This window comes from Candidatus Njordibacter sp. Uisw_002 (assembly GCF_047730155.1).
Lineage (GTDB): Bacteria > Pseudomonadota > Gammaproteobacteria > Pseudomonadales > Balneatricaceae > Njordibacter.
Genome location: NZ_CP159832.1, coordinates 1,599,003 through 1,612,592, shown reverse-complemented (window position 1 = coordinate 1,612,592; position 13,590 = coordinate 1,599,003). Strand labels below are relative to the sequence as shown.

At 42.9% G+C, this 13,590-nt stretch carries 12 protein-coding genes and 1 tRNA gene; 5 read left to right on the top strand and 8 right to left on the bottom strand.

Annotated features, from left to right (window positions below; translation table 11 throughout):
* The first annotated feature begins 23 nt into the window (after nt 1-23).
* Both gltX and ABXT42_RS07700 read left to right on the top strand, forming a co-directional pair.
* Nucleotides 24-1,505 carry a glutamate--tRNA ligase gene (gltX, locus tag ABXT42_RS07705; RefSeq protein ID WP_443627567.1) on the top strand — a complete coding sequence of 494 codons (1,482 nt, stop codon included), beginning with the start codon at nt 24-26 and terminating at the stop codon, nt 1,503-1,505.
* 145 nt (nt 1,506-1,650) lie between these two features.
* A tRNA-Ala gene (locus tag ABXT42_RS07700) sits at nt 1,651-1,726 on the top strand.
* 183 nt (nt 1,727-1,909) lie between these two features.
* Here ABXT42_RS07700 and ABXT42_RS07695 read toward each other — a convergent pair.
* The 8 genes from ABXT42_RS07695 to ABXT42_RS07660 form a co-directional block, all read right to left on the bottom strand.
* Complete coding sequence (locus tag ABXT42_RS07695; RefSeq protein ID WP_443627566.1) at nt 1,910-2,665, bottom strand: SDR family NAD(P)-dependent oxidoreductase; 756 nt, start codon at nt 2,663-2,665, stop codon at nt 1,910-1,912.
* 77 nt (nt 2,666-2,742) lie between these two features.
* Nucleotides 2,743-3,888 carry an alpha-hydroxy acid oxidase gene (locus tag ABXT42_RS07690; RefSeq protein WP_443627565.1) on the bottom strand — a complete coding sequence of 382 codons (1,146 nt, stop codon included), beginning with the start codon at nt 3,886-3,888 and terminating at the stop codon, nt 2,743-2,745.
* Nucleotides 3,889-3,907: 19 nt separating this feature from the next.
* Complete coding sequence (comE, locus tag ABXT42_RS07685; RefSeq protein WP_443627564.1) at nt 3,908-4,462, bottom strand: sulfopyruvate decarboxylase subunit beta; 555 nt, start codon at nt 4,460-4,462, stop codon at nt 3,908-3,910.
* A gap of 1 nt (nt 4,463) precedes the next feature.
* Nucleotides 4,464-4,961: a sulfopyruvate decarboxylase subunit alpha gene (comD, locus tag ABXT42_RS07680; protein ID WP_443627563.1), complete on the bottom strand. Its 498-nt coding sequence runs from the start codon at nt 4,959-4,961 to the stop codon at nt 4,464-4,466.
* A 162-nt stretch (nt 4,962-5,123) separates the two neighbouring features.
* Nucleotides 5,124-8,072 (bottom strand): FAD-binding and (Fe-S)-binding domain-containing protein, encoded by a 2,949-nt coding sequence (locus tag ABXT42_RS07675; RefSeq protein WP_443627562.1) that lies wholly within the window; start codon nt 8,070-8,072, stop codon nt 5,124-5,126.
* 44 nt (nt 8,073-8,116) lie between these two features.
* Nucleotides 8,117-8,596, bottom strand: a complete 480-nt coding sequence (locus ABXT42_RS07670) for a tripartite tricarboxylate transporter TctB family protein (protein ID WP_443627561.1) — start codon at nt 8,594-8,596, stop codon at nt 8,117-8,119.
* A 1-nt stretch (nt 8,597) separates the two neighbouring features.
* On the bottom strand, nt 8,598-10,094 hold the full coding sequence (locus ABXT42_RS07665) for a tripartite tricarboxylate transporter permease (RefSeq protein ID WP_443627560.1): 1,497 nt from the start codon (nt 10,092-10,094) through the stop codon (nt 8,598-8,600).
* Nucleotides 10,095-10,121: 27 nt separating this feature from the next.
* A complete protein-coding gene (locus ABXT42_RS07660; protein WP_443627559.1) occupies nt 10,122-11,075 on the bottom strand; it encodes a tripartite tricarboxylate transporter substrate binding protein in 954 nt (317 codons plus the stop codon).
* Between the two features lie 292 nt (nt 11,076-11,367).
* Between ABXT42_RS07660 and ABXT42_RS07655 the strand changes: the two genes are divergently transcribed.
* The 3 genes from ABXT42_RS07655 (at nt 11,368) to ABXT42_RS07645 (ending at nt 13,436) form a co-directional block, all read left to right on the top strand.
* Nucleotides 11,368-12,240 (top strand): LysR family transcriptional regulator, encoded by an 873-nt coding sequence (locus ABXT42_RS07655; RefSeq protein WP_443627558.1) that lies wholly within the window; start codon nt 11,368-11,370, stop codon nt 12,238-12,240.
* A gap of 221 nt (nt 12,241-12,461) precedes the next feature.
* On the top strand, nt 12,462-12,914 hold the full coding sequence (locus ABXT42_RS07650) for a DUF4864 domain-containing protein (RefSeq protein WP_443627557.1): 453 nt from the start codon (nt 12,462-12,464) through the stop codon (nt 12,912-12,914).
* A 135-nt stretch (nt 12,915-13,049) separates the two neighbouring features.
* Nucleotides 13,050-13,436, top strand: a complete 387-nt coding sequence (locus ABXT42_RS07645; RefSeq protein ID WP_443627556.1) for a DUF2452 domain-containing protein — start codon at nt 13,050-13,052, stop codon at nt 13,434-13,436.
* Nucleotides 13,437-13,590: the final 154 nt, after the last annotated feature.

The window sequence follows — 13,590 nt, the reverse complement described above, 5'->3', positions numbered from 1 at the left end:
CACCCACTTTTAGATCAAAAACCATGACTGCTATTCGTACCCGCATTGCACCATCACCCACTGGCGACCCACATTTAGGCACCGCCTACATTGCTTTATTTAACCTAGCTTTTGCAAAGCAACACGGTGGTGAGTTCATACTGCGCATCGAAGATACAGACCAAGAACGCAGCACACCAGAATCTGAAAAAGCCATATTAGACTCACTGCGCTGGTTAGGCATTAAATGGAGTGAAGGTCCAGACGTAGGCGGCCCACACGGCCCATATCGTCAAAGTGAGCGGGGCAGCATTTATAAAGACTATGCTCAACAACTAGTAGATAACGGACACGCATTTTACTGCTTTGCTACCACACAAGAGCTCAATGAGCTGCGTCTTCACCAAACGCAAAACAAACTCCCCATAGGTTACGATGGCCGTGGTTTATCGTTGTCGCCTACTCAAGTGCAGCAAAACCTAGATGCAGGTATGCCTTATGTAGTGCGTATGAAGGTGCCCCGTGAAGGCACCTGTGTATTTCAGGACATGTTACGTGGCAGCATAGAGATAGAATGGAGCCAAGTAGACATGCAAGTGTTGCTTAAAGCAGACGGCATGCCTACATACCATTTAGCCAACGTGGTGGATGACCACCTAATGGACATCACGCATGTATTGCGTGGCGAAGAGTGGATCAACTCCGCGCCTAAGCACCAGCTGCTATATAGCTATTTTGGCTGGGACATGCCACAGCTGTGTCATCTGCCTCTATTGCGTAATCCAGATAAAAGCAAATTATCCAAGCGTAAAAACCCTACCAGCATTATGTATTACCAACGCATGGGGTATCTACCTGAAGCGTTGCTTAACTACCTAGGCCGCATGGGCTGGTCTATGCCTGATGAGCGAGAGAAGTTTAGCCTAGAAGAAATGATTGCAGACTTTGATGTCAACCGCGTGTCTTTGGGTGGGCCTATCTTTGATCAAGAAAAGCTTTCTTGGCTTAACGGCCTATGGATACGCGAAGACCTATCTGATGCGCAATTTATGCAACGCATGCAAACCTGGGCTATTAATAATGATTTCTTAGCCCCCATTGTGCCGCTTATAAAGCCCCGTGTGGACACCTTTAGTGATGTGTTGCCATTGGCTGGGTTTTTCCTTAGCGGCATGCTCAAGCTTACACAAGAAGATCTAGCCAACAAAAACCTAGAGCCAGAAGAAATGCGCAAAGTGCTGCAGTTTACCTTGTGGCGTTTGGAAGCCTTGCGCCATTGGCAAAAGGACGACATATTTGCCATCTGTAAAGGCATGGCTGAAACCTTAGAGATCAAACCTAAAGATGTGTTTGCTACCTTGTTTGTAGTGATCACAGGCTCTGCCAACTCTGTGTCTGTATTTGATGCCATGGAAATACTAGGCCCAGACATGACAAGAGCACGCATTCGCCATGCAGTAGAGCTGCTGGGTGGCCTGTCTAAGAAAGAAGCCAAGCGGTGGGACAAAGAATACCAAGCCCTATAAAGCATATACACCGAAGTGATTGATTAAAAACAGTCTTTTTCTACTCAAACGAGTAAAAATAGGCTTGCAATCCTTTCTCATGTGCCTATAATACGGCCCCATCAAGTCACAACAGTATCATCCCAATCGACTTGATACCTCGTGTGGGGCCTTAGCTCAGCTGGGAGAGCGCAACACTGGCAGTGTTGAGGTCAGCGGTTCGATCCCGCTAGGCTCCACCAATTAATTGTTACAAAAAAGCCGGTTTAAACTTAAGTGTTTAACCGGCTTTTTTGTGTTTGGTGCTTTGGGATTTGCTAATTACTTATATAAATTAACGGCTTATTTTCTAATCAAAAAATAAGCCTATATGGCGTCTAACACTTCTGATAGATGGTTAGGGTCAAAGGTTGCGTATATGTGTGTTATTTAGCGGTAAAGCCGCCATCTAAAAATAACGTTTGACCTGTAACATAGTCGCTAGCTGAGGAGCAGAAAAATAACACCGGGCCATACAAGTCATTCTCTTTACCATTGCGGCCTATACAGGTTTGCTGTGCATTGCGATTAGATCTTACTGGATCTGCAAAAACAGATTCTGTGAGTTCTGTAGGAAAAAAGCCTGGGGCCAGAGCATTGACATTGACCCCTTGAGAAGACCAGGCTTCTGCCATGGCTCTAGTCAATTGCTCAACACCACCTTTTGATGCTCCGTAGGCAATGCCACTAGGAAAAGCTCTACGTGATTGTAAAGAAGCGAAGTTAATAATACGCCCCCAGCCTTTACGCTGCATGGCTGGCACTAAACCTTGAGCCAAGAAGAAGGGTGCCATTAAATTAATATTCATAGTAATGTCCCAACCAGCCACTGTCACATCATCAGCGGCTTCTCGGGTATTAATACCCGCAGCATTAATTAAAATGTCTGGCGCCCCAAAATGGCTTTCAATTTTGGTAATGTTTTCTGGCATCAAACTTCTATCAGACAAATCAGTTGCCACAAAAGCTGTATTACCCCCAGCTGACTTAGACCAAGCCATTAACTCTGATTCTCTTCTGGCCACGCCTACGACCATGGCTCCATTATCTGCTAAATAAGTAGCAATAGAACGGCCTATGCCGCCACTCGCACCAGTTACACACACCACTTTGCCAGCAACATTAAACATTGTAGGTTCCACATCAACTCCTATAATTTAAGTATTCTCACTCAAATAAAATGATCCATCTAAGTCCTTAAGATGGTGTAAATGCATAGTCACTTTAAAAATTTCACTAGTTCATCAGGCGATGAGCACCCTAATTGGTTCATAACTTGCTCAAGCTCACTATAAAGTATGTCGCTGCAGTGATCGGCTCCTTGCTGCCCAAATGCACCAACACCATACATATACGGCCTGCCAGAAAAAACCATGTTAGCGCCTAAAGCCAAGTATCTGGCAATATCAACACCCGATTCAACACCACTATCTACAAAGACTTCAAGCTTATCACCTACGCTGTCAACTATTTCCTTCATCACCTGGGCTGGAGAACAGGCTGCATCCAGTTGCCTGCCACCATGGTTAGATACAATAATAGCGTCAGCATTGATAGCGGCGCAGTATTTTGCATCTTCAACGTTAAGAACACCCTTAACAATCAAGTTTCCTGACCATTGCTGTCGCAACTGCTCCAGCATGGTAATGTCTACAGGTTCCTTTAAAGTGCTGCGAATATAGTTAGCTACATCGTTAAGGTTAGATAGCTTTTTCATATAGGGCGTCATGCTGGCAAATTGTGGCATGCCATTCAAGCCAGTTGCCATTGCCCAGGATGGCCTAGACAAGGTTTGATAAATGCTCTTGAGAGTGATTTTAGGTGGCACCGATAAGCCATTTTTAATATCGTTTGGCCTTCTTCCAGCAACAGGAACATCAATAGTGACCACTAGATTATTACACCCTACCTGCTGGGCCCTTTGCATAAGGTCAAGCCTGATTTCCTGATCTTTAGGTGGGTAAAGTTGAAACCAAAGATTACGCCCAGCACACGCAGCAGCATCCTCTATTGATGTGCTTGCTAGGGTACTTAATATATATGGAATATTGGCTTTTTTTGCTGCTGCGCCATGATACTCGGCAGCTTTAGGCCAAATCAATCCGCTTAAACCCAGCGGAGCAATGCCAAATGGGGCATCATACTCCACCCCTAAAACGCGGGTTTTTAGGCTGGCAGGTTGTGTTCTAGAAAGGTAAGAAGGGTGCAAAAAAATACGATCTAAAGCTTCTCTGTTATGTGAGATAGCTTGATCATTATTACAACCTCCTACCAGATACTCATAGGCAAACTTAGGGATGCGCTTTCTAGTAAGCAGCTTCAGGTCTGCAATACTGGCAGCCCTGCTGTCTAATTTGCTAACCATAGAACCTTCAAAGTGCCTTTCATGCTTCTACTGCCTGCATGAACCGGTGCCTAATCACCACAGGATCTAAAGTAATCACTGGGACGGGGATATTGCCTGAGATACATTTGCAAATAATAATAGTCATTTTTTTGCTAGCAATAGCTGCTTCAACAACATCTACCGCCTCATCAGCCTGACATTCAATGACGTTTTCACAACCACATGCACTTGCTACTGCAGCCAGAGAGGTTTTTTTACCTGCATAAGTGGGTTGATCACCTGTTGAGCCATAACTTCCATTATCTATAATGAGTAAAATAAAGTTATCTCTTACATTGTTTGCAATAGTGGGTAGCGTGCCTAAGTTGGTTAAGACCGAGCCATCACCATCAATGGCTATCACTGTTTTGTCCTGCGCCAAAGCTAAACCAAGTCCAATGGATGAAGATAAGCCCATGGTGCCTAACATATAAAAATTGCTAGGTTGGTCTCCAAACAAATGCATTTCCTGACTGGGCAGACCAATATTACAAACCACTAGTTGCCCGGAAAGGACGGGGACTAAATTTTTAATAATCTCGGAACGTATCATATTACTCTCCTTTCCAAAATGAAGCGTCGGTCAAAATCGCTACAGGTTTGTTACACATAAAGGTATATTTTAATATCTCATCCAACTCATGAACATCATCACGATTATGGAAGTGATAGGTTGGAATACCCAGCTGGGCTAATAGAGCTTTGGTGTGGACCGCCATTTCAACCTGACAAGCCACAGGCTCGCCTAGCTCGCCACGGAAACTAATTAACATAGGCAATGGTAAGCGATAAAATTGAGTTAATGTCACCAAAGTATTAATGGTTACACCAATCGCTGTGTTTTGCATAATAATGGCAGACCTTTTGCCACCCATAAACGCACCTGCGCAAATGCCCATACCTTCGTCTTCTTTGTTGGCTGGAATATGCGTCATACTTTCGCGTGCTTCTAGTTCAGCTATTACACCACTCAACTGTTTACAGGGCACCGTAGTGACTAGTTCAATTTTGTTCTTTTCAAATGCATCGATAACGATTTTGTCCAACTGCATGCTCACCTCCAAAGTTATTTATGAATTATAATCAGGTATAGTAGAATTTAATTCAATCTATATTTTTTTGACTAAAGGTAAATTTAAAATTTACTTTTAGTGTCGTGGGATTCGGAGCAGTTCGCTACATCTTTTTGCACTGAAACTGCGTAATTAGTATGACTACAAACAGATTTCAATGACTTCAACAGGGTGTAAAACGCAGCGCTTGGCATGCCCATCAGACATCTGTTCAAAACAGCTAAACCCATTAGTAACCAACACTGTGCCATCTGTAGCATTATTAATTGCAGGTTTTAGGCGTCGTTCAAATAAACGTTGCCCAATAGACCTTGTCTTCTTCTTTAATCCATAGGTTCCTGCCATGCCACAACAGCCACTTTCAGGTTCTTTTAGGTCTTTAAAACAACGCTGCATCCACTCTCGTTCATGTGATGACATGCCTAAAGACTTATCATGGCAGTGAAGGTGCAACATCCCACTATCTAATTGTTTTGATAGGACAATAGATTCATCACTGAGATATCTGGCCAATGTTTTGGACCTGTTACTTAAATCAAGCGCCCGCACATCATCAGGAAAAGCGTTTAAGAGTTCATCTTTAAACACTGATAAACACGAAGGCTCAAGCACTACCACCGAACATTTGGCTGGCAAGCTAGAGTGAAATCCCTCTAGAATTAAAGCCAATTGCTTTAATGCTTGAGCTAAAAAACCATATTCATATAATGGCCGCCCACAACAAAAATGTTGCCTTGCCACAGCCACTTGGTGGCCACTTTTCAGTAATACATTAACTGCACTTTTTAATAATTGGGGACGATAATGGTTATTCACACTATCTGCCCAAAGGACAACAGTGGGCTGACTCTTTTCACCAAACCAGTCAAATGCATGATCCTGGTGGTCAGCATGTTTTTTAGCCCAGTTAGTAAAGGATTGATCGGCAAGCTTGGGCAAACCCTTTTCATCACTCAAACCCAAAAATATTTTTGTCAGCTTACCTGTAAATCCCGATTGCAGTATATTCACCACACCAGAAACTCTGGAAAGCTTAGGCAGTAAATTACCAATATAAGCTAAGGGGTAGTGGTGCAGTGGTCGCCGCTTGTTGGCATAATGGGCAGACATAAACTCTGCCTTATAGGTTGCAATATCCACCTGCGTTGGGCATTCCGTCTTACAGGCCTTGCATGACAGGCAATGCTCAAATGAATCGGCAATATCCTTGTTACCCCAGCCATCCTGAATCACTTCACCTCGCACCATCTCATGAAGCAAGTGAGCCCTACCACGAGTGGAATAGCGCTCTTCCTGGGTTACCTGATAGCTAGGGCACATTGCACCACTTTGAGAACGACACTTGCCCATGCCAATGCAGCGTTCAGTGGCGCGAGAGAAGCCACCCACATCGTCTTTAAAATGCAATACAGTTGGTATCAGTGGTAGCTTATAGTCGGCACCGTAGCGGAGGTTTTCGTCCATCTTGTAAGCATCTATAAGCTTACCTGGGTTCATGCGTTGCTCTGGGTCCCAGATTTTTTTAAATCTCCCAAAAGCATTCATCAACTCTGGCCCAAACATAATGGGTAAAAATTCAGCTTTAGCCTGGCCATCCCCATGTTCACCAGACAGTGATCCACCAAATTTCACGACTAGCTGCGCAATTTCAACACTAAACTTGCGCCACTTGCTAATGCCTTTGGCTGTGCGGGTATCGAAGGTTATTCGGGCATGGATACAGCCATCACCAAAATGGCCATATAGACTGCTGGTATAACCATAACGTTGGATTAATGCGCTAAATTCACGTAGATAGTCACCCAGCTGTTGTGGATCTACAGCGGTGTCTTCCCAACCAACCACTGGGTCTGGATCTCCTGGATTGAGCCCCATTGCCGTTGCTGACGCACCTTGCTCACGAATACTCCATATTGCAGCAGTGTGGGCAGAACTTTTGACTTGTAATACCGACTTCACACGCTTTGATTCTTGCATTGTAGCTTCAAACTTACTGCACAAATGATCTAGATGTTCGGGGCTGTCTGCGCACAGCTCAACCATCAACCATGCGCGACCTTGAGGTAACAAAGCGATTTCAACCTTTTTAAGGTTACGGTCTATTAAGTCACCAATAATGCCCCAGTCTAAACCCTCCATTGCAATCGGAGAAAATGGCAGAATTTCAGGTACACTGTCCGCAGCAGCAAATATATCTTCAAAACCAAGCACTATTAAACGAGTGTGGACTGGATTTTGGATGAGTTTGACACGCGCTTGCAATATGGTGACGCAGGTTCCTTCTGTACCTACCAAAGCGCGCGCCACGTTGAAGTTATTTTCGGGTAAAAGCTGGTCTAGGTTATAACCTGACACTCTGCGCTTTATATCGGGATATCGTTGTCGAATAAGCTCCTGGTAGTCATCACGGATTGATAGCAGCTCACGATAGATTATAGCCCTGCGGTCATGTCCAGTAATGATGTTTTCAAGCTCTACACCTGTTGTTGGGCCAACCCAGAATCGAGCACCATCTGAGGTGAGTATTTCAAGTTCTATGACGTTTTCGACTGTTTTTCCTGCGAGCATAGAATGCGGTCCACAAGAATTATTACCAATCATCCCGCCTAAGGTACAGCGACTGTGAGTGCCAGGGTCAGGCCCAAATGTCAGGCCGTAAACTTCTGCCTGTTGTTTTAGCTCGTCACAGATCACACCAGGGTCTACTAGCGCGGTTTGGTTTTCAACATCAATTTCTGAGACTCGAGTGAGGTAGCGAGAGCAGTCTACAACCACAGCCTCATTAACTCCCTGACCATTTTGAGAGGTGCCACCACCACGCATTAGCACAGGCAGGCCGAATGTTTGACACAGTGTTATGGTGTTAACAAGGTCATCAACCGATTTAGGGTATACGACACCTAGTGGTATTTGGCGATAGTTGGAAGCGTCTGAGGTATATAATGCAACACCTGTTGCAGAAAAATCACACTCACCATCCAGCATCTGTGTCAGCTCAGTGTGAAAGTTGATTAACTCAGCATGGTAGATAGCAGGGTTGGTCATATTATTGTTACAGCTTGGTGAATCTGGTATTGGGTCATACATCATTACTGCATCAACAACCCATCGAAAAACAGTGGAGTGAAGTCTCCTTAGGGGAGTGGCACATGAAGTACAAATTTAAACAGTACGTAAAAGCACACTATTATTGATAGCCCAGAAAGAAAGTAAACGATGGCCTTTCTGTTAGTCCAAGAATCATGCATAGACGCAATTAAACCCAGTACAAATGTCAGTACACAAGCAATCAATAGCCCGGTATACGGCATTAATGCACAGGATAGGAGCATGCTAGAGACTAAAACGATCCTTCGCCACCAAGAGCCAAGCTCAATCCCTGAAACCGCTGTAGGCTGTATGATTTGTTTGCCTATAGCCAAGGTAGAAAATAGGATTAATGCAATAGCTGATGTTTGAGGAAATACTTTGGAATCTACGTCTGTATAACTTGCAGCATCATATAAAGTAATGACGCCAATTATAATAAGCAAACTTGCCACTAGAATGGAACCTAACCTACTGCCACTATCTACGGGGTTCACTGAGGATGCTTTTACATCTGATTCAATCATCTTAAGCGTCCGCCTTATTTTGTGTTTTTCTACTTAAATACCAAGGTAATACCAACGAAATTAATGTGAATGCGATAATCGCCTGTGACAAGGGCCGTCCAAAGAACATGCCAGGCAAATTATTGACTGCCGCACCAATAGTCCACGCCTGAACAAACCCTTGTTCTGCTATGGGGCCAAGAATCAAGCCAAGCACAATTGGCGATGCCGAAAAGCCATATTTCGAAATAAGCCAGCCGAACACTCCCAAGCACAGCATGACAACAACATCAGAGATACTGTTTCTGATTGCATAAGTGCCTATGATGGTCATGAATCCAACAGTGGGAACCAATACTGCTTTAGGGATAGTAACAATAGATTTATATGCATAGCGGCCAATAATTAGGCCAATAGGTAGCATGAGTATAGTGGCAATCAATAGACCATAAATAAAGGTGTAAACAATAGAACCATTTGACTGAAATAATTCTGGCCCAGTCCGCACACCCTGAACCATAAGCGCTCCCAAGATCACTGCATCTGGTGGAGTGCCAGGGATACCTAATACCAAGGTAGGTATAAACCCGCCACCCACTGTGGCATTATTTGCAGATTCAGTTGCAATAATTCCATCGGGTTCACCTTCACCAAACCGTTGGTGAGGTTTTGCTGTGCGTTTTGCTTCGGTATACGCTACCAAGCCAGCTACCGAGCCTCCAGCACCTGGCAAGATACCAACCAGTGTGCCAATAATGGAAGACCGAATTAAATTGAACTTTGAATTAAAGGTAATGCGTGCTGCGCTAAGAATTGGCATCTTAGCCACTTCACCCGTTATTTTTAGATGTTTCTCTCCTGTAGAGCACATGTCTATGAGCACAGGAATGCAGTAAAGTCCTATCATTGCACCCACTACTTCAAACCCTGAAATCATGGTTTGACTACCAAAAGTCAGGCGGATGTCAGCTGAAATTTCTGCCACTCCTACCGTCGACATAATCATACCTAAAGCACCGCCTGCTAGGCCCATCATTAGGTTACCTTGAGACAGGGAAGCAATTAGAGAAAGTCCAAAAATAGATAACCAAAAATACTCTACTGGTCCAAATGCCAAAGCGACAGAGGCCAGTGGGGGAGCAAGAAAAAGCAGCGCAAAAGCACCTACTAAACCACCAAATACGGACGAAAAACAAGCGATGGCAACTGCCAAATCTCCTTTGCCACGCTTTGCTAGTGGATAACCGTCAAAGGTCGTAGCAATAGCTGAAGGTGTGCCAGGGGTATTGAGTAAAATAGCAGCATATGCGCCACCATAAATGGCACCAGTATAAATAGCGCCTAACAAAATCAGCGCTGTTTCTGGAGCCATACCGAATGAAATTGGGACTAAGACTGCTACAGCCATAGTAGCAGTCAGCCCAGGTATAGAACCAATTAGGGTTCCAGCAACTACGCCAAACATAGCAACGGCTAGGTTCAAGGGTGTTAATGCAGCCAAAAAGTTGCCGAAATCCATGATTTATACCTCCTTGTTACTAATTAGTTACTTAATTAGGCCTGCTGCACGAGCATCCATAAGGTACTCTGTGCTGCGTTCTTTCATAAATTCTGCCATTTGGCTAGCATCTATATCAAGGAGTGCAAATCCACCGTTAAGCATTTTTTGGCGGAATGCAGGGTCAGCATTAATTTCACCAATTCTGTTTGACCAGGTAGTAACGGTTTCAGCACTGGCTGAACTGGGTAAAGCGATACCTCGGTATGCGCCGCCCACCATGTCATATCCTAGCTCCTTAAATGTAGGAACATTAGGAAACAATGGATGACGATCTTCCATCGCTACAGCAAGCATACGCACTGCGCTTCCTTGCTTAGCCCCAACGGAAGTGTAGCCCCATTGAGCAGTTACCTGTTCACCTAATAAGGCTGCAGTTGATGCGCCTGTTCCTTTAAAAGAAACATACGTTGTATTAATGTCAGCCATCTTATCAAATTTAATTTGTGCTAGGTTATTAGCTGAAGCTTTGCCCGAACCAGACATCACCACACCACCTGGCTTCGACTTAGCGTCATCGATAAGGTCTTGCAGGGTTTGGTATGGGCTATCTGCTACAACTACAATGGCATCTGGGGTGTAATGAAACATGTAAAAAGTATGAATTCCATCAGTAGTAAATCCTACATCCTTCTGAGCAGGTTTAATGACAATATGAGGTAAGTTAACCCCCATAATAGTTTGCCCGTCTCCATTGAGGCCGTTTAAGGATGCCCAACCAGCTGCACCACCGCCACCAGGCTTATATGAGATAACTAAGTCGTCACCAAATTTTTCTTTATAAAATGATTGTTGTATACGGGCAGAGATATCAGATTCTCCACCAGGGCCAAAGGGAATGATGTAATTGACTGAGTCTGCGTAAGTGCTGCTTGCAGACATGGATACTGCTGCTGCCATAGTAAGCATTGCAGTGTGTTTAGCAATTTTTTTAATAAGCATTATTTTTATTATCCTTAAAGTTTAGCTAATACAGCCTAAATATAAACTTTTAAATTCAAGACTGAAGTATTCGCATGCATTGATGCTGATGACAACAGAGCTTTTGCTATTTTGCGTATAAGGTTGGTCACCTTATTCAAATTTTCAAACCGTAATTGTCACTTATTTCATAATCTTGTAAAATAAATATTAATACAAGCCATATTTAGTTTACTTTTAGTAAAGTTTATATTTACCATTGCGTTAATATAATCTTAATATTCACTCTGATCCTCAAACAGTTGGTGCCATTATGTCCATCAAACAATTAAGGTCACTTTTAGCCTTTCAAGAAAGCGGTAGCTTTTCTGCTGCTGCAGATAAGCTGTTTATTACTAAAGCAGCTGTAGGGCAGCAAATGAAGTTATTGGAGGAGTCAATACAAACACCATTGTTTGATCGTAATGGATATAGGCCTAGTCTTAACGCGGATGGTCTGACATTTGCAAAAGAAGCACACAAAGTGATTGAGAACTATGACAGGTTGTTCAGTAGGCTTGATGCTGGTGATAATTTTTCTGGTACCATTAGTTTGGGTTCAGTTCCTTCGGCTATATTGGCACTGGTGCCTTTATCAGTTAAAAGTATGATGAAAGATGTGACTAATACCAAAGTTCGAATTATTCCAGGCATGTCCACAGACTTGTATGACCACGTATTAAATGGCTATATCGATTTAGTAATATTAAGTAAACCACAAAGAATAGAACAAAGCCTTCAGTGGGAGACTCTTGTCGAAGAGCCCCTTGTGCTATTGACCTCCAATAGTTTCAAAGGTCAAGACCCCATCAGTATTTTACAAAGCCAACCTTATATTAGATTGGCACAGCGAACCTCTGTGGGCTTATTAGCTGATTATTGGCTCACAAAAAACAAAATAATGGTCAAGGAATCCATGGTCATGGACTCTATGGAAACATTGGGTAGTATGGTGGCGCATGGTCTTGGTGTTTCAGTCGCTCCAGACCTTTGTAAATCTGACCCTGTTTTTTCTAATTTAAGGAAAATCCCCCTTCCAAATAACCCAAAACCACGGGTTTTAGGTATGTTGATGAGAAAAGATAATCCAAAAACTAAGGTTGTCATGCAATTAAAGCAGCATATTAAAAACACTGTTAAAGCTTAAACAAATGAGTAAGTGATCTTTTTAAGTTTGTATCAGCCAGTTATAACTTAAGCATTTAATGGTTTTTTTAGATTCTAAGGTGTGGTGGGCTTTTTGCAAAGTGTTGCCACCTGCCTGTGAGCCTTTGGAGCTGTTCGATAGAGTTAACCCTCACCAAGCCTTGGTGGGTTACTTTAATCACTGATATTGCAAATTTAGCGCGTTTAAACAATAATTGACTAATGAATACTAAAAAAGCAACTATCCTAACTATCCCTACCGACCTATTTGCGATGCGCTATCTTGCAAGTATTTTGGTATTACTGCTGCTTTGCCTGCCGGTTGCTGCTTCTGAAAAAGAAGAGGTACAAGCTACTATTAATAGTCAGCTCCAAGCGTTTGCAGATGACGATGTGAGCAGGGCGTATACTTATGCCAGCCCTTCGATACGATCTATATTTAGAACTGCGCAACTTTTTGGTAAAATGGTTCAGCTTAGTTATCCAATGATATGGAAATCAGCAGGTGTGGCATTTTTAGAACACACACAAACCTCTCAAGGGCGCACTCAAGATGTTCAAATATTAGACGCGGCTGGCACTGCACACTATGTGAGGTATTTTCTAATGCAAACACCAAACGGTTGGAAAATTTCAGGTGTGCAGTTTTTGGATGTTACCGATATTAGCGTCTGATAAAACATTAAATACACTATTCCACATGTAACTAAAACGATATTGTAAGGCCGAAACTAAAGGCACAGGCTTGTGCTTGGGTTTTGATTTATATTTACCCTCAATGCCTCATGTGCTCGTTTAAAGAGATAATGAATGAAGAAGCCAGACAACGTAACAGACTTTGCAGCTACGCTGCCATATCCGACTAATATTGGAGCACCAGCATTTACTATTCCAGATGTACTTCAACATAAAAAAGAGCGTGGGGTTACTGCTACACATTTTTTTGAGACAAAATTTGACGAATTGAAGGAGGAGTATTTTAAGCTGGTAAAACTAGCCGAAGATACACAACTAGTTTACGAGGCGTCTTACAGCTTTATCCCTGTAGTGGGTAAAACCTACAGTTTATACATTAAAAACGATAGATCATTTCTTAGTATTATTGAACCTCATCAGTGGCCACAAATGACATTTAGAGGGAGTTTTAAATTTACATCCGATAACACATGGGAGAAGGTAGACACATTAGTTGATTGATATCATTGAAGTTTTTTTAAAACTAAAATGAAACATAAAACACAAAAAGCCAACTTAAACTTAAGTGTTTAGTTGGCTTTTTGTGTTTTAAAATCACAGAGTACGCCTTGAAATGCTTATAATATGAGCGATTGCCCTGGCATCTAAACCCGTA